Origin of the sequence: Paenibacillus sp. FSL R5-0908, assembly GCF_038006245.1 — a bacterium.
Taxonomy (GTDB): Bacteria; Bacillota; Bacilli; order Paenibacillales; family Paenibacillaceae; genus Paenibacillus_AQ; species Paenibacillus_AQ odorifer.
Genome location: NZ_JBBOUV010000001.1, coordinates 3668163 through 3684100, shown reverse-complemented (window position 1 = coordinate 3684100; position 15938 = coordinate 3668163). Strand labels below are relative to the sequence as shown.

The following is a 15938-nucleotide window of genomic DNA, read 5'->3' as shown; positions in this document are numbered from 1 at the left end:
GTTTAGAGTCAGCTGAGTCCGATAGCTGCTGCGTCCCCCGTAAAATAATGACATCAAACGATGTTTGAGGCTTGGACGAAGAGTTTTGGTTAGACTATCGGACCCAGTTGACGTTATTCCCAGAATTCTTTTATTGAATATACTTCTGACTGACTAAATCATCAGCAAGCACCGCGGTGGGTATCACAAATTCAACTGAGCCCATATAACCCGGTGCGACATCGTATTTATTAAACACAATCACAAGCTTACCTTCGGTATTGATATAAAAGCTTTGATCCTTCGTAATGGAGGTAAACTGATCCGTTGGCACATCATCGCCATACTCAGGGATCCAGTAAACTTTCTCAGAGTCTGCTTTCATTTGAGCAATCATCTGTTCTTTAATATTTTCGCTGATGCGTTCAATGTATTGATCATCTTTAAATAGCATTGGCAATGTAATAAGGATCTGGTTCACTTTGTCTATCGTATCAAAAGTAACTTCCATTGAAGATGAACCAGCGGTTTCCTCAACATATCTGCCAATGGAGAAAATGCGCTCATTATCCGTTTTCACTTCATAACCTACATCCAGCCCCAAATGGCCCCCACCTTGTTCCTTCAACGCTTCGATCTCCGCTTGGAACTTTTCGTATAGTGCTTTATTCTCACTTAAATATTTGCTGTTCAATCCAAGCTCCAGTTCTTTGTTTTCCATATCCGTAACGGCTGGAACCTTGATATTTGCATCGTAGTTCTCTTCTTCTACAACGTATTCTTTAATAGTCAGCACTTTTATTATCCGATCAACGCCTGGAATGGAAGATAATGCACTAGCTACGGTTGTACTGGTGTTTATGGCTACTAGAAAAATAACTGCGGCCGCACCAACACTAGCCACCCACTTAGTTGTCGTGTGTTTTTTTCTGTTGGCTTTAAGTGACTGCTTTATAGAACGGTTTACAATCAAATCAAGTTCTTCCGGAATGGGAATATCGGTATACTCTTTATGTAATTCTTGTATTCTTTCGTCCATCTTACTTTATCTCCTTTAAGGCTTCATCATTCAGCTTCACCCGCAATAACTGAAGGGCCTGATACAGCCTTGTCTTTATTGTATTGGTGTTCTCGTTAAGAACTTCAGCCACTTCATTAATCTTCATATCCTCAAAATATCTAAGCACAATCACACTTCGGTATTTCGCCGGCAGCTCTTCCAGTGTTCTTTTCAAATCCATATCTGTATAGCTATCCTCAACAGCCGGACTATAGGTTTCTATTATCTCTGGCTCCATCGTCTGAACTTTCTTGTTTCTGCGCAAAAAGTCTAAGGAAGTATTCACGACAATCCTGTAAAACCAGCTTTTCACAGCATCGTGATCCTTTAGCAAATCCATTCGTGTCATCGCTTTATAAATAGAATCCTGCACAATGTCGAGGGCATCCTCTTTGTTTTTCACATAACTGTAAGCAAGCCGGTATACATTTTCTTTGTTTTCTTTGATACATCGCGTCAATATTTTCTCGGTTTTCCTATTCAACATGGTCGATTATCCTTCTCTGTTTATGATCTGGTGTTGTAACAGGAGTAAGACGATTGGTGAGTATAAAAAAGTTTGGAAATTTCAAATAAATTATTTATTATCTTTTTCCAAAGCTTTAATTAGAATTGATGCATAATACTTGGCACCCTCGCGTTTCAAATGAACACCATCTTTGTAGAAGTAGTCGTCTTTTCCTTCACTAGCTGAGTACCAGTCTACTATGGTCGTATTCCTGAATTCACTGGAAACTTTTGAAAGGGTGGAATTCACAGTCTGCTCCCACTTTCTCGGCACACGTGTATTGACCAAAATAATCTGCTCCACATCGCTTAACGAGTTTAGTAGTTTACGTAATTGCTTGGAGTTAAAAGCTCCATTCGTCCCCAGCTCTATGATCATCCGCTTCCCTAACCGCCCTTGTGCTCTAAGCTGATCAACTACCTCCTGTGCCTGCATCATCTGTCTGCCAACCTTTCCATCGATGACAATACCAGGGAGACTTTCTACTAAAAACGGTGCTGCATCCAAAATGACAGAATCACCAATGGCCGTAATATTCTTTCCGGTTTGATTTTTCTCGGTTACCGCTATGTTTCCTTCTGGTTCAACTTGTTTTTCTTCAGTGTCAGGGTTGGGCTTCTCTACATCAGTGGTATCTTTTTCTACGGGTGGTGCTAATAAGTTGTAGTCTATTGGATCTTGCCCTGTTCCCTCTTGCTGTACATTCTGCTTATCTGCAACTTCGATTGTAGGCGTGTCAGATTCAGCATTGGATAAATATCCATTGCAGGCAATCGGAATAAGAATCAAAAAGATCATGGTCATAAGAAAGACTGGGCGGTAGCTGCGGCGTTGTTTTGCACTCCAATGGTTCCAAATGTTTTTTAATGATCCCCGCCGGAGCGGCTCCTCCACATATTTGTATGATAAGGCTGCCAGTAGAAAACTTCCTGCTAACTGAAGGATAATACGAAGCACGCCGCTCTCATCTGGATTCCCATTAGGGCTGGTAAGAATAATTACGGGATAATGCCAAAGGTATAAGCTATATGAACGTACACCTATCCATCGCAAAGGTTTGCAGCCCATTTTCCGGCCAAGAGAACTGGCAGGATGAGCAAGCACGGCAATCACTACTGCAGTAATGATAGAGATGATCAAAAATCCACCACGATATAGTGATTCATCAAACTCGTTAATCCGGTAAACTAGCACCATTAATACCAGCAGTCCCAGAGCACCAATAATATCAAACATATAGCGAGATCTTTCTGTGACTGTATTTTTAAGTTTCTGACTAGGCCATGCAACGGCAAGCGCCGCTCCAATTAGAAGTGCAAATATACGAGTATCTGTTCCATAATAGACCCTGCTTGGATCTGTGCCCGGTACATAGAACATAGCCATGGCTAAAGCTGAGACAGCAGCACAAGCCAGAATCCAGGCAATAAGTTCACCTCGACGAGGTATGATCTTTAGTCCTAATACGAGCAGCAGCGGCCATAGAATATAAAACTGTTCTTCAATAGAAAGTGACCATAAATGTCCGATCGGTGAAGGAGGTCCAAAGCTTTCGAAGTACGAAACATCATGAAATATTAACCACCAGTTATTAACGTAAAATAGTGATGACATAAAATCTCCTGTCAGCCCATTTAATCTCGTAGGATCTATGATTAAGAGCCATATGGTGACAACGATCAGCATGACTATCGTCGCAGGCAGCAACCTCCGTGCTCTACGTATCCAAAAGTCCAGAAGGTCCAATCTTCGATGACGCTCCCATTGGTTAATGATTTGGTCTGTGATGAGATAACCCGAGATCACAAAAAAGATTCCCACTCCCAGCAGTCCACCCCCAGCCCATTTCAAATTCAAATGATAGGCCATGACAGCGAGTACGGAAAAAGCTCTTAGTCCATCAATACCAGGCATATAACGCTTGTTGTCATTCATTCTGTTTCAGTCCTTACCCTTTATTTGTTGTTCATAGGCAGGACGCAGGAGCAGCTCAAAAAGTTCTTTAAACTGGCTAATCTGTTATCAAAAGTAAAAAAACACCCGCGCAAGAATTACCCTGCGGGATGTTTTTAATAATTCCAACTACTTTTACAAACTTCTAAAAGGTTATTTCTGAACTTCAACCTGTAGAATTTCTGATACAAATTGAACAGGTACATAGGTTTTGTTATCTTGCAGAACAGGTGCAGCACCTAAAGCTTTAGGAGTCATTTTTGCGAAAAAGTATGAATCTTTGTTAAGCGTAACACTTGTCCACTGTGCTCCTTTCATCAACTCAGCGGTTTTGGTAGACTGATTCCATTTCAATTCATAGTTTAGTTGACTGGCTACATCACGAAGCGATACCATGAGCACGCCTTTCTTATTCGTGAAAGTAGCTACTTTTTTCAAATCTAGCTTAGTTGTATCCGTTGAACTATGATTTAAGCTGAACCGAAACTCTGGTGAACCTACATAACCTGGCGCAATGCTGTATTTAGGGAATACGATGACTAAGTTACCTTTATCGATATAGAACGACTGCTCAGTTGAAGTTCCTGTGTACTCTTCTAAGAAATATTTATCTGAATCCTTTTTAATCGCTGCCAGAATGTCTGCATCGAGCTTCTCTTTGTAGTTAGCTCCCAGTAGATCCGTTAGTGCAACAGGTTCTGCCTCAGCTATATTTTTCACATTATAAGTATCGATCCGCGGCATGCTTGTTCCACCTTCAGAACCTTCAGTAGTAACAGTCAAGGAGATAACGCCTGCTGGAGAACCTGTTCCATCTGATTTCAGATCATAAGTAATGTAAAGAGTATAAGGATGAAATTCCATTTGATCAGCCTGTGCTTTTTTGCCCATTTCTGCGGCGTCTTTCTCCCACTGTGCCAGATCCTTTTCAGCATGAGAAAGGATAATATCGTTCAGTTCATCTTGATAATGAGTATCCAGCATTCCTGTTAGCTGTGGTACTTTTAAATCTGCAATCAGGTATTTACTTGTTGTGTTAAGTAATTTTTCTTGTACTTTAATGCCAGCAAGGGCTGGTGTCTTGGACGGTAAAGCCGCAGAAACATTAGCTGTTACTTGTGTGGAAACCATAGCATGAACCGGTAAAGAAGCTGCACTCACTCCCATAATGGCTACACATCCAACTGCACTCATTTTAATTAGATTTTTTGTTCTTTTGTTCATATCTCGTCATCCTCCATCTCTATTTATAAGTGCCTTCCGATGACACTCATTAGCTAGGACGCAGGAGGACCTCTAAAAAGTTTGCTGGTTTTCTAATTTAAATATAATTTCTTCAACTTCTGTACCCCGTAACTCTACGTAAAAAGGCTGCACCTTATCATTTAGACAATACTCCAGCCGCAGTCTGAGGTTTTTCCATGTGACAATTTCCAATGCTTGTTCTATCGAAAAAAAACCAACTTCTAAGCTCTCGGAACTAGTAGCAGGTTCGCCGCCGATGGCTTTCCCTAGAAATAGGTTAGTACAAATAGATCGATCAACATTTTGAAAAACTCCGCAGAACTTATTTATCTCTATATCAATGCCCGATTCTTCTTTGGCTTCCCTGATTGCTGCTTCTATAAGGGACTCCTCCTCTTCAACCTGTCCGCCTGGCATCTCCCAGCCTCTACGTGGACCTTTTATTAATAAGATTTCTTCTTGATCATTGAATACAACTGTAGCTGCTGAAAGAATATGTTTTGGGGGATTCATATCCATTGTTACCTCGCTTTAAATTTATTCTAAGCCCTAATTAATTCTGAATACAGGTCCTTTGGGTGAGAAAGGCAAGTCATTTCCCTTGGGCAAAATATAAGCATGGTCTCTTTTAATGGTCAGCTTGTCACAATAACCATCTGTAATAATTAGAATCGGTCCTTTTTTCGGAAAATCCTCAGCTTGTTGAATCAAATCAATAGCTGGTTGTAAGATCGTTCCCCCTCTTCCCTTCACTTGTACCCGATCCGCGATAGCCTCGGGGGGCATGTAACCTGCATCATAAGGACAAGCATCACAAAAGATAATCCGCGCAAAAGGAACATCACGGGCCTGCGCATAACTTGAAATGGCCCCTAATGCTTTGGCCAGAAGCTTTTTATCCATTGAGCCTGAGGTATCTAAAATAACTCCAAAAGTACGGCCATCATCTGCAGCACCGCTATGAACCCACTGTGGTCGAGGGATATCAGGCGTAGAAGATTGACGTCTGCTAATTCGTGAATAAGATCTGGTCTTCTCAAGTGGTGAAAAATAATGATCAAACCACCGAGCAAGCTCTACATCCCATTTTATAGGCGGCTGGCCTAGCGCTCTAATCTCTTCAACTAGGCCTGATGGCAAAAGACCGCGGCTTTGCTCTTCATGATACATCAGTCCTTGTTGCATAGCATTTTTACAGAAATCATCTAACGTCTGTCCTTCTCTCGCATCCCAAAAACTTGATGAACCGTTATCTAAAATGTCACCAAGTCCATTTCCTCTCAAGGTTGCCAGTTTCTTATAAGTGCGGATATCTCCGACCATACGATCATAAATCGTTTCAGCAGATAAACCTTTAAGCTCAGGATCTAATAAGAGTCCAATTCGCGGATACTCCCCTACACTCATTTCTACTAGCCATAGATTTATTACGTAGTCACAAGCTACATTCCAAAGATAATGATCCCGGCCAAGACACCGCTCGTGATGCTGAAGCCCCGCATGCAGAAGCTCATGCGCCATCACGAAAATACACTCCTCGTCGTTAAGTCCGGCTGCAGGGTTCATAAATATTTTGCGATCAATAACGTCAATGGCAGCTATGGAAATATCAAATCGCCGACATATTGCTGGATCTTCTATAATCTCAAAGCCGGCGGCAAGCGCACCTAATAAAGGATATCTGTCCATAAACCATCGTTTTGCACGTTGTGGAGCTGTTAATGAAAGTGCAGGGTCACTAATAGTATTAGCATGGCCTCCAGCAACACTTACTGCATTCGTCACAGCATTAGATAACCCATAAGCAAAATAGGCTTCCCAATCCGGTGGTTTTCCCCAGTATCTTTTGGTGGTTTCTCTAACATTCATATCCAGTTTTGAAACACCCGCAGTCCCAAAATATCTGGAGGTGTCCGGAATTCCTTTTATCATAAACTGCTCGTAAAGCTGTTGTTCATCTTTAATTGTAAGATCAATTCGCGACTCCATATCTGCGGGTACTTTCCCAAACTTCAAGTCATTTAAAAACTTTGCTATGTACACATCACATGCAACGTTCCACGCCACTTGATTCTCTTTAATCTTTAAATGTCCAAGACCTAAATGAAGAAAACAATGTGCCAAAACGTACATCCATTCAGCAACCTCGCCACGCCGTTTAGGATGAGTGTAAATATAACCGTTATTAGTGACAATTGCCCAGCCGTCTTCAGGATAGGGACTATTTTCATTATGAATAATCGAAGCTCGAACAGATAACGGCGCAAAAATAGGATGATCCGCGAGTAACGAACATGCTTCATTAAAATTTTTCAAAGCGGGATTATCTGGAGTTGTTTTTTTAGCCATATTTACCCCCGCTCTTTTATTGCAAGACGTGGTAAATCACGTACAATTTCAACCATTAACCAATCTGGAATATTATCACTTTGCTCCTGCTTAGCAACTACTAGCTGTGCAATTTCAAAGCTAATGACGGACAGGTCTTTAATCAGCTTTTTAACAGTGTGTGCAAATTGGCGATGTCCATCTCGTACGTTATCTTTAATCGGAGGGAGTTCTTTGATAATCTGGGCACGCAAGGATTGCGCCAGGAAATACAGTAGATCCCGATCTTCTGGAGCCGTTGGAAATGAGGATTTACCATCTATAATTTGATTAAGTTCATATTTTCCAGTTAGATTTTTATAAAAAGCCCTGAATTGTGTGGCGTGAGAAGGTGTCAGTGAACCATTCGCTAAAATCCCCACGGTATCCACATTTATATCATCGCCAAACTCATGTAGTGCATCACTAAGCATATGCCAAGAGCGTGGCGTGGAGAAAGGCTCTTCAGTCTTTGGAGGTGCACTCCACAAATGATCGGGACGCAATTCCAGATATTCAATAACCATAGGATGAATGTTATGCTCATATGCCCAAGAGATCCAATTCTGAAAAGATACATTTAACTGTATATGGAACATCCGATTGATAAGCGCGGAGGACATAGGTTTAACAATTGCACTATCTTGAGCACGGTTACCAGCTCCTATTACTATAGAGCCCTCAGGTAGGTGATAATCGCCGATGCGGCGTTCGTGGATGAGACTATAAAAAGCTTTTTGCACTTCTTGAGAACAGGCATTAAGCTCGTCCAGGAACAAACAATAAGGTTCATCCCGAGCAATCATTTTTGGAGGACAGAATTGGCTCTTACCGTTAACGATTTGCGGGACTCCAATGATGTCTTCAGGTGCTAATTGAGAACCTAATAGAGACACGCAAGGAAGACCCACCTGATCAGCAAAAGCTTCTACTAGCGAAGATTTCCCAATACCAGGCGCCCCCCAGATAAAAACAGGGCGAATCACAGAAACGTTAAGAAGTACTTGCATAAGTTGAATAGGTGTTACAGGAGTTGCTAGATTCAAATAAATGCTCCTTTTTTAAAGTAATGATAATAACGATAACTATACACAGTATAACAAATAATTCATTAGCTCAGGAACGAACCTCAACAACAATATTATCAACCCACTCTATTTCATTCAAAAAAACAAACCTTTGCTTGACGAGATATAAAAAAGGATGATATATTGTTTCACGCTTTAATAATTAAGTGGTTAATCATTTAGTTGTTATCTAAAATTTAATGGAATTACTTATTCCGCCCTATTTCAAAACTTTAGGAGGCGTGATTTGCCTAATAATGAAGATTTTCTTCAGATTTCTACTATGTTCAAATCCTTTTTAAAAGGAATCTCTCAAGATTGGAACAAACAAGACTACCCCCTAAATATTACACAGTTCAAAACCCTCAGGACTTTATCTAAGAACGGTCCACAAAACGTATCACAGATTGCTGCAGCTCTTGGTATTACCTCAGCAGCAATTACAGGCGTAACAGACCAATTAATCGCTGAAGATTACGTAAATAAGGAACGAGCCAAGGATGATCGAAGGGTGGTACACATCACCATTACGCAGAAAGGAGAAGCAACGATTAAAGAGGTGCAGGAACGCCATCAAGAACTTATGGAATCTTACTTTAAGATACTGCCCGATGAAGATATTGAGCATTTAAGAAGAATTTTCGCAGTAATAATTTCTGATTTAGACAAGAGATAAAATTTAAAAAGTGGCGGGGAAACAATCGAATGGAACATTTATCCAGTAAACGAAAACTTAGTATTATGATAGCTATTATGGCTGCAATGCTGTTCGCAGCGATTAATCAGACAATTACAAGTACTGCTATGCCGCGTATAATCGCAATTCTTGATGGCATGGATTACTATACTTGGACTATTAACATTTATTTATTAACATCAACAATAGCAACCGTTCTTGTCGGTAAGTTATCTGATATGTTCGGACGTAAACCCTTTCTATTAGCAGGTATTCTATTATTTATGGTTGGGGCTTTCCTGACAGGAACATCTTCCGATGTTTATCAGTTTATCATTTATCGTGGGATTCAAGGGATAGGTGCAGGTATTATTCAGTCCACCGCATTTACTGCTGTAGGTGACTTATTCCCTCCGCGTGAACGTGGTAAATGGATGGGTTTGATGATGGCCGTATTCGGCTTCTCCAGTGTGCTTGGACCAACGCTTGGAGGCTTTTTGATCGATAATATGGATTGGCATTGGCTGTTCTGGATCTTCCTACCGCTTGGTGTAGTAGCCTTCGTAATGATTCTTACCTTATTTCCTAAAGGGAAACGCGGGGAGTCAACCAGCATTGACTATTTAGGTTCCTTGCTAATGACAACTACCATCGTGCCTCTACTGCTTGCCTTCACCTGGGCAGGTACAGAATATGATTGGGGTTCTTCGCAAATTCTCGGCCTGTTGGCGGGAACGGTCGTTTCAGCACTACTCTTTATTTTTGTCGAATCCAAAGCTAAAAATCCAATACTCCCGCTTCATCTATTTAAGAATAGTGTAGTTACCATATCTAATATTATTGGTTTTATTATGAACTTCGGTATGATGGGGGCTATGATCTATCTTTCCTTCTTCGTACAAGGTGTTCTGGGGATCTCCGCAACCTATGCAGGGTATGTTACTATGCCAATGTCGATCGTTATGGTTGTAGCCAGTGCCCTTACCGGACAAAAGATGGCCAAGAAAGGGAAGTATAAACGTTACGCATTAATTGGAATCCCGATTATGATTGCTGGTATGACAATTATGGTATTTATGAATAATGTACCGATGGCTGTCCTAAGTATGATTGTGTTTGGTCTTGGGTTGGGATTGGGGATGCCAGTATTCTCACTAGCTACTCAAAATGCGGTTTCACACACAGAACTGGGTGTAGTAACGGCCTCCTCACAATTATTCCGTAATTTAGGCGGTACGATCGGTATCGCAGTCATGGGTACCGTTATGTCAAATAGTCTTACGAAAAACTTGAAGGAAGCTCTACAATCGTCATCAGCACCGGATTTCACACAGATAGATCCAAAACTTGCTGAGCAAATGCTCTCCTTCGCTAATCCACAGGCATTAATGAACAAACCATTGCTTGAACAGACTCAAGCTAGTCTGCCAGCCGATGTACAGCCTGTCTTCTTACAAATGATTGAGGGTATCCGTGACGCTTTAGGACAGACATTGTCATCCGTGTTCTTAACCGGGACCATTGTGCTTGTTGTAGCTTTCGTGCTTGTCTTCTTCCTGAAGGAGCTTCCACTTCGTACTTCTAACCAAATGCCAGTTCCAGAAGAAGCTGAACAGGACGTGTCAAACATGAAATCTTCAAAACTTGCAGTGGATAAAGCCTAACCGCAAATTACTTTGAAGCTGACTATAAAACAACAAAAACTGCAACGTACTCATGTGTAACTGAGTAAGTTGCAGTTTTTGTGTTGATCTATTATTTTACAGGTGAAAGCTCATCTTCTGTTACCCACTTATGATTTTTCACTTCATCTCCACCCGTAGTAGGTTTGTAATTAATCATATAGACAGTTGTTTTTTCTGCTGAGTTAATCTGAGCCGTTGCACCCTTCATATCCTTCATATGATCAGATTCCATAATAACCTCTGAGCCTGGTTGATAGGATATATCATCTGCTTCTTTTATTTCTTCATGAATAATCCACTTATGATTTGTGACCGGTTGACCTCCTGTAGTAGGTCTATAGGAAACATTATATGCTGTCGTCTCATAAGCTCCCACAATTGTCGCAATGGCTCCCTTCATCCCTTCCATATGGTCAGTTTGGATCACAGCTTCACTTCCTACTATGTAAGTAGGATTCTCCGCTACCCTCAGATCTTTTGGAACTTCACCTGAACTTGAATGTGAGTTATGTTCCATTTGTGTATCGTTAGAAGACATTTGATTGCCATAGCTATTGTCATTACTACAAGCACTTAAGCTGAAAGCAGCTGCGACGACTAGTAGAAATAATTGCTTTTTCATATAAAAGACCTCCGAAATTTTATCTGCCTATAAATATTATTTTACCCATTTCAGAAAATCACAAACGGAACTAAGGATTCACAGTTCGTAAAACAGTGATTTATTTTCCATTAAATGAGTGTTGTCTCAATGCTTAAACTATATTTATAATGTTTTCTGAAAGGAGGCTACTATAAATGAAGACTAAAATATTCACTTTGTTGCTTCTTTTGGGTCTGGTGAGCATGGCTACTATGATCGGTTCTGCTAATGCAGCTCCGGTATTAACCATAGGAAGTTCTTCAGGAGATGTATGGGATCTACAATATAGATTAAAAACCCTTGATTTCTATACTGAGCCCTTAGATGGGGTATACGGATCACAAACGAAAGCAGCGGTTGCTAAATTTCAAAAGGCTTATGGAATAAGCGCTGATGGAATTTCGGGGACAAAAACTTGGAATGTTTTAAAAAAACACACGCTTAATATTAATGAAATGGATATTTTGGCTAAAGTTATCTACAGTGAGTCTCGCGGTGAGCCTTATGTTGGACAAGTTGCAGTGGGTGCAGTAGTCATGAATCGTATACAATCTAGTCAATTTCCTGACAATATTAAAGAAGTTGTATTCCAAAAAGGAGCTTTCACAGCCGTATCTGACGGCCAGTATTGGCTTACACCCAATCAGACAGCTTATTTAGCTGCTCTTGATGCTGTTCGAGGTTGGGACCCGACAAACAATTCAATCTATTATTTCAATCCCGATACAGCAACTAGTGCATGGATTTGGTCACGTCCGCAAAACTTAAAAATTGGTAAGCATATATTTGCGAGTTAAACGCTTCAAATAGTTAAGATCAATAAAAGCCAATCTAACTACGACAGTTAGATCGGCTTTTATTATTAAACCTATTCGGTTGTGTTAGAATCCATTCCAAGTACTAAAGCCATATTAATCTGCCCTACTTCATCCTTATGGATATACCCCAATTTATTATAGATTCTGATCGCATTTCGATTTTCATTATCAGCTGCTAGAAAACTCCGCTTAACGCCGTTATTATTCCCCCAGCGCATACCTTCAACAGCTAGCTTATAACCAATACCTTGGTTATGATACTGTGGATCTACAGCTAATTCTCTAAGCCACAACACAGGTCCCTTTTCACTTTCAAATCCGTAGATTTTCAATAAACATACTCCAACAATGCTTTTATTCAATTCTGCTACAAGAATACAAGAATGATCCGATTCATTCCATGTTTGTATGAAATCCCACTCTTCACCATAGAAACCTCTTGAAAGATTTATACATGCTTTGGTGATGATACTAACCTGTAAATAGTCTTTAGGCTCAATGTTTCTAATGAATGATGATACTGCTTGATCGGTGACCTTCTTTGAGATATCCTCATTCCAGAAATCAATAAATTGACTAACTACTTTGAACCCCAAAGACTCCATAACTGGCATGAGATCTGGATGTATAAATTCGATATACAATCTATGCGTTCCATCCACAGGTACTTGTATAAACTTGCTGGTCAGATCTATTAGTACAGTCCTAAATAATTCTATAGACTCTGCAGCCCAATAAATATTATGACCCTCATCAACCGATTTACATAATATAAACACACCCGGTTCATCAATTAGAATATCCTCAGACGCCTGTTGCTCCAGCTCTTCAACATCCAAATATTGCAGTGAATTGTACTTATAAGCTTTCGCTTTTAGGAATGAATTCTTAAACATAACTTCGAAATCCCCTTTTATGGATTCGATAATTCTGATTGCTTATTGAATGTAAAAATCATCTTTAATTCACCATCATATGACTTCCCGCATTCCTCTAAATAACTATCACCAGTGTATTCTTTTAAAGTTTTCCTCCAAAAATACTGTGCTCTCCTATTTGTATCCGTGGGATTCGTTTGCAGCTCCCAGTTACCCAAATGAAGCTTAAAGACTTCTTTAGCCGCATATTCAGCGATCCCCTTACCACGGTAGGGCCGTAGAATAAAAAATTCATTCAAATAGAATTCACAAGCAGATGGTGTGTATGGTGGTGTAGCAACTAATGCAAAACCTACTGGAATATCATTTTCTTTTATTAAATAAGGATACAGAATGCCAGCTTTCTCCCACCAAATGTCGAAGACTTTATTCTGTTCCTGCAGTGTCTGTGTCTCGTCCTCCTCGAATACCCCATATCGATTAGGAATCGTCCCCCATATTTCTGATAGATCGTGTAAGTATAGTGGGTAAAGGTTGTTAATAATAAACTTCGAGGCTCTGTCAGTTAAGGTGATTGTGATATTCATGTCGTTCCCTCCCTACCTTCTGTCGAATTCCTAAATATATTTATCGAGATCACTTAAAATAATTACTTCTTTTCTCAGTATAATTACGACCTCGCTCTAGTTATATGCCATATTCGATTAGAATTAATTTTTATATAGTGTCACCATTTATATTTGATAATTAAGTTAAGCGTACCTACTGTACTTCTATATACTCGTCTTAACTTTTGCGGATATCGTACAAACCTCACGCATATATTATCGATGCATTTGAAGCCTCTTTGAATATGAATAAACAAATCGTATAGCGTTACATGAAATCTATTTAAAAGCGATTAAGTTGCAATTAGAAGCAATGACAATGATGAAAGAAGCACTATACAAAACAAAGGTTTCTAGTACAGCTATTAATGCCGCAAATAAAAAGATGGATGAAGGCGTGAAGTATGAAGGACAGTTCGTAGATGGGATCAATAAATATCGGAAAAAGTATGGTATTTAAGATTAAATTATTATTAAATTCCAAAAACCACGTCAGAGTTTCCTCTAACGTGGTTTTTTTGGATGATAAGCTATTTTTTTGAATAAACAATTTTCTTAATACTATCCCTAGATAGGCAATATTCATCTGAAAGCTGGTCAACCGTTGCACCCACAGCAAACCTTAGACAGATTTCGATGTTTCTAGATCTTAAGTATTTTCTGCTCCCTGACTTTTCGCCCCATTTTACATGCGATTCTTCAGGCTTAGGGATATAAATCATACCCCCGTTGATATATTTCTGAATTTCCTCTAATAATTCTTTTGGGAAAATCGTATCTGCATTTACATATTTCATAATCGCTCTGCTCCTTAAACTTTTTATGAGTTTGAAGGTAGCAAAGTCTATTCTTTAAACAACCCATGCACACTGCACTAGCGGTAAAATCAATTTTTCGCTCTATACAAACAACCGCCGTTGTTTATAAGTCTAGACTTTGCATAGAGCTGATCGCTAATCTTCTCACGATTGTACACCCTCCTTTTTAATGTGTAATTACTTGTTCCAAAATACGCTCTGCTGTTTTTTCTCCATTCGCAATACAATCTGGAATGCCTACACCATAATAGGAGCATCCAGCAAGGATAACATTAGGATACCTGTCTGTCATCTTCTTCTCTAAGGATACTACAATTTGATGATGAAGTTTATGGTAATTTGGCATTACATCATGCCATTTGGTCACATCGTAGGTAGCTGGCTGTCCTGTTATCCCGAGACTGGTCTGTATATCTTTCAAAGCCACCTTCAATAGTTCCTCTTCAGATAGCTTGATCAACGAATCATAATGAGGGTTTGAGCTTTTATAAAAGAGTCTGACAAGCAGACGCTGTTGTCCTGACGTATGCTCCCACTTGCGGCTTGTCCACGTACACGCATTACATAGAACATCATCGCTGTTGGCAGTGATGAACCCTGTGCCATTCGCAGGCAGCTGACTGTCGGGGATATCAAATCCTAAATATACACTAATCATAGAACTATTATATAACTGATTGAAATCTTCATTTAGTTCTTCGTCTTGAAGTAGCGCTTGTGCAGTAGAATGCATCGTTCCAAGTACGACAACATCGGAGTCTATGATTCGTCCATCGGCCAAAGTTACCCGGCACTGCTCTCCACGCTTCTCAATTCTCTCGGCACGAATCCCTTTGATGATCTCCGAATTAGAAAGATGTTCTTCCATAGAGTCGATCAAGGCAGATACACCTCCCTTGAATGACATGAACTTCTTATCGCCATTTCCTTGAAATTTGGCTTTATTAGCGGATAAGCCCTGAATAATACTGCCGTATTCATTCTTATAATCAATCAAATAAGGCAGCGTCGAGGCAATTGTAAGTTCGCTTAGCTTCCCGGAATATACACCTGAAAGAACAGGTGAAATTTGCTTCTCGACAAGTTCTTTTCCAAAGAAAGCTTCTAGAAAATCACCCACGGAATCGTTTTTCGTAAACTTATTATTGGGAGTGTAGAAATCTTTGAGTGCTTCAACCTTTCCTTCAGCTGAGATCAGTTCTGTTGTAGCAAGCGACTCCATACTGAGCGGAATGCCAAAGACTGCATCTTTAGGAATTTGCTTCAGTTTTCCTTCGGTATAAATAAAGGATATTCCTGTCGCGTTATATACAACCTCATTTTCTATACCCAACTCTTCAATCAGAGGTGCAACATTCGTTTTGCGGGTGACAATAGAATCTGCCCCAGACTCCATAATGAAGTCTTCTTGTTTTAGTGTTCTGATTTTGCCGCCCAGTCTATCGCTGGCTTCAACCAAAATGATTTTTACATCTAGCTTATTATGCTCTATAGATTTTTGTAAATAGTAAGCGGTGGACAATCCAGTAATTCCCCCGCCAATCACGACAACTGTTCTCAATTCGTTGACACCTACCTCGTGGTTATAATCTGTATCAATTCAATTGTGTACATTATATCATAGGAATTTATA

The 15938-nt window shown here is 39.9% G+C and carries 16 protein-coding genes; 4 read left to right on the top strand and 12 right to left on the bottom strand.

Going from position 1 to position 15938, the window contains the following annotated elements:
- Nucleotides 1-130 precede the first annotated feature (130 nt).
- The 7 genes from MKZ09_RS16870 to MKZ09_RS16840 form a co-directional block, all read right to left on the bottom strand.
- A complete protein-coding gene (locus tag MKZ09_RS16870) occupies nucleotides 131-1018 on the bottom strand; it encodes a DUF3298 and DUF4163 domain-containing protein (protein ID WP_076134938.1) in 888 nt (295 codons plus the stop codon).
- Nucleotide 1019: 1 nt separating this feature from the next.
- On the bottom strand, nucleotides 1020-1526 hold the full coding sequence (locus MKZ09_RS16865) for an RNA polymerase sigma factor (protein WP_076125785.1): 507 nt from the start codon (nucleotides 1524-1526) through the stop codon (nucleotides 1020-1022).
- Nucleotides 1527-1616: 90 nt separating this feature from the next.
- On the bottom strand, nucleotides 1617-3482 hold the full coding sequence (locus MKZ09_RS16860; protein ID WP_076204054.1) for an acyltransferase family protein: 1866 nt from the start codon (nucleotides 3480-3482) through the stop codon (nucleotides 1617-1619).
- Between the two features lie 171 nt (nucleotides 3483-3653).
- Entirely contained in the window at nucleotides 3654-4724 is a 1071-nt protein-coding gene (locus MKZ09_RS16855; RefSeq protein ID WP_076204059.1) for a stalk domain-containing protein, read from the bottom strand.
- A gap of 72 nt (nucleotides 4725-4796) precedes the next feature.
- Nucleotides 4797-5258, bottom strand: a complete 462-nt coding sequence (locus MKZ09_RS16850) for an NUDIX hydrolase (protein WP_076204148.1) — start codon at nucleotides 5256-5258, stop codon at nucleotides 4797-4799.
- 36 nt (nucleotides 5259-5294) lie between these two features.
- Nucleotides 5295-7094, bottom strand: coding sequence for a vWA domain-containing protein (locus MKZ09_RS16845; RefSeq protein WP_076204063.1), 1800 nt, complete (start codon nucleotides 7092-7094; stop codon nucleotides 5295-5297).
- A 2-nt stretch (nucleotides 7095-7096) separates the two neighbouring features.
- Nucleotides 7097-8158 carry an AAA family ATPase gene (locus MKZ09_RS16840; RefSeq protein WP_076204067.1) on the bottom strand — a complete coding sequence of 354 codons (1062 nt, stop codon included), beginning with the start codon at nucleotides 8156-8158 and terminating at the stop codon, nucleotides 7097-7099.
- A 268-nt stretch (nucleotides 8159-8426) separates the two neighbouring features.
- Here MKZ09_RS16840 and MKZ09_RS16835 point away from each other — a divergent pair, with 268 nt between their 5' ends.
- Nucleotides 8427-8855, top strand: coding sequence for a MarR family winged helix-turn-helix transcriptional regulator (locus MKZ09_RS16835; RefSeq protein WP_111503997.1), 429 nt, complete (start codon nucleotides 8427-8429; stop codon nucleotides 8853-8855).
- Between the two features lie 29 nt (nucleotides 8856-8884).
- Nucleotides 8885-10519 (top strand): MDR family MFS transporter, encoded by a 1635-nt coding sequence (locus tag MKZ09_RS16830; protein WP_076204071.1) that lies wholly within the window; start codon nucleotides 8885-8887, stop codon nucleotides 10517-10519.
- 91 nt (nucleotides 10520-10610) lie between these two features.
- Here MKZ09_RS16830 and MKZ09_RS16825 read toward each other — a convergent pair whose 3' ends face one another.
- Nucleotides 10611-11162: a YdhK family protein gene (locus MKZ09_RS16825; protein WP_076134947.1), complete on the bottom strand. Its 552-nt coding sequence runs from the start codon at nucleotides 11160-11162 to the stop codon at nucleotides 10611-10613.
- 224 nt (nucleotides 11163-11386) lie between these two features.
- On the opposite strand from MKZ09_RS16825, the gene sleB reads away from it, so the two are divergent.
- Nucleotides 11387-11980 carry a spore cortex-lytic enzyme gene (gene sleB / locus MKZ09_RS16820; protein ID WP_256715111.1) on the top strand — a complete coding sequence of 198 codons (594 nt, stop codon included), beginning with the start codon at nucleotides 11387-11389 and terminating at the stop codon, nucleotides 11978-11980.
- A gap of 71 nt (nucleotides 11981-12051) precedes the next feature.
- Here sleB and MKZ09_RS16815 read toward each other — a convergent pair whose 3' ends face one another.
- Together MKZ09_RS16815 and MKZ09_RS16810 are read right to left on the bottom strand one after the other, a co-directional pair.
- Nucleotides 12052-12897: a GNAT family N-acetyltransferase gene (locus MKZ09_RS16815; protein ID WP_076204078.1), complete on the bottom strand. Its 846-nt coding sequence runs from the start codon at nucleotides 12895-12897 to the stop codon at nucleotides 12052-12054.
- A 17-nt stretch (nucleotides 12898-12914) separates the two neighbouring features.
- The gene (locus tag MKZ09_RS16810; protein WP_076204081.1) at nucleotides 12915-13466 is read right to left on the bottom strand and encodes a GNAT family N-acetyltransferase; all 552 of its coding nucleotides are present in this window, start codon (nucleotides 13464-13466) and stop codon (nucleotides 12915-12917) included.
- A gap of 340 nt (nucleotides 13467-13806) precedes the next feature.
- Between MKZ09_RS16810 and MKZ09_RS16805 the strand changes: the two genes are divergently transcribed.
- Entirely contained in the window at nucleotides 13807-13947 is a 141-nt protein-coding gene (locus MKZ09_RS16805) for a hypothetical protein (protein WP_162636736.1), read from the top strand.
- A 70-nt stretch (nucleotides 13948-14017) separates the two neighbouring features.
- On the opposite strand, the gene MKZ09_RS16800 is transcribed toward MKZ09_RS16805, so the two are convergent.
- Together MKZ09_RS16800 and MKZ09_RS16795 are read right to left on the bottom strand one after the other, a co-directional pair.
- Complete coding sequence (locus tag MKZ09_RS16800) at nucleotides 14018-14284, bottom strand: CD3324 family protein (protein WP_076134954.1); 267 nt, start codon at nucleotides 14282-14284, stop codon at nucleotides 14018-14020.
- A 187-nt stretch (nucleotides 14285-14471) separates the two neighbouring features.
- Nucleotides 14472-15866, bottom strand: a complete 1395-nt coding sequence (locus MKZ09_RS16795) for a protoporphyrinogen oxidase (protein WP_076204083.1) — start codon at nucleotides 15864-15866, stop codon at nucleotides 14472-14474.
- Nucleotides 15867-15938 lie beyond the last annotated feature (72 nt).

What these genes read in the sequence shown, in the direction of transcription:
- MKZ09_RS16870 (WP_076134938.1), bottom strand. Translation starts at nt 1,018, where the DNA reads ATGGACGAAAGAATACAAGAATTACATAAAGAGTATACCGATATTCCC.
- MKZ09_RS16865 (WP_076125785.1), bottom strand. Translation starts at nt 1,526, where the DNA reads ATGTTGAATAGGAAAACCGAGAAAATATTGACGCGATGTATCAAAGAA.
- MKZ09_RS16860 (WP_076204054.1), bottom strand. Translation starts at nt 3,482, where the DNA reads ATGAATGACAACAAGCGTTATATGCCTGGTATTGATGGACTAAGAGCT.
- MKZ09_RS16855 (WP_076204059.1), bottom strand. Translation starts at nt 4,724, where the DNA reads ATGAACAAAAGAACAAAAAATCTAATTAAAATGAGTGCAGTTGGATGT.
- MKZ09_RS16850 (WP_076204148.1), bottom strand. Translation starts at nt 5,258, where the DNA reads ATGAATCCCCCAAAACATATTCTTTCAGCAGCTACAGTTGTATTCAAT.
- MKZ09_RS16845 (WP_076204063.1), bottom strand. Translation starts at nt 7,094, where the DNA reads ATGGCTAAAAAAACAACTCCAGATAATCCCGCTTTGAAAAATTTTAAT.
- MKZ09_RS16830 (WP_076204071.1), top strand. Translation starts at nt 8,885, where the DNA reads ATGGAACATTTATCCAGTAAACGAAAACTTAGTATTATGATAGCTATT.
- MKZ09_RS16825 (WP_076134947.1), bottom strand. Translation starts at nt 11,162, where the DNA reads ATGAAAAAGCAATTATTTCTACTAGTCGTCGCAGCTGCTTTCAGCTTA.
- sleB (WP_256715111.1), top strand. Translation starts at nt 11,387, where the DNA reads ATGGCTACTATGATCGGTTCTGCTAATGCAGCTCCGGTATTAACCATA.
- MKZ09_RS16815 (WP_076204078.1), bottom strand. Translation starts at nt 12,897, where the DNA reads ATGTTTAAGAATTCATTCCTAAAAGCGAAAGCTTATAAGTACAATTCA.
- MKZ09_RS16810 (WP_076204081.1), bottom strand. Translation starts at nt 13,466, where the DNA reads ATGAATATCACAATCACCTTAACTGACAGAGCCTCGAAGTTTATTATT.
- MKZ09_RS16805 (WP_162636736.1), top strand. Translation starts at nt 13,807, where the DNA reads ATGATGAAAGAAGCACTATACAAAACAAAGGTTTCTAGTACAGCTATT.
- MKZ09_RS16800 (WP_076134954.1), bottom strand. Translation starts at nt 14,284, where the DNA reads ATGAAATATGTAAATGCAGATACGATTTTCCCAAAAGAATTATTAGAG.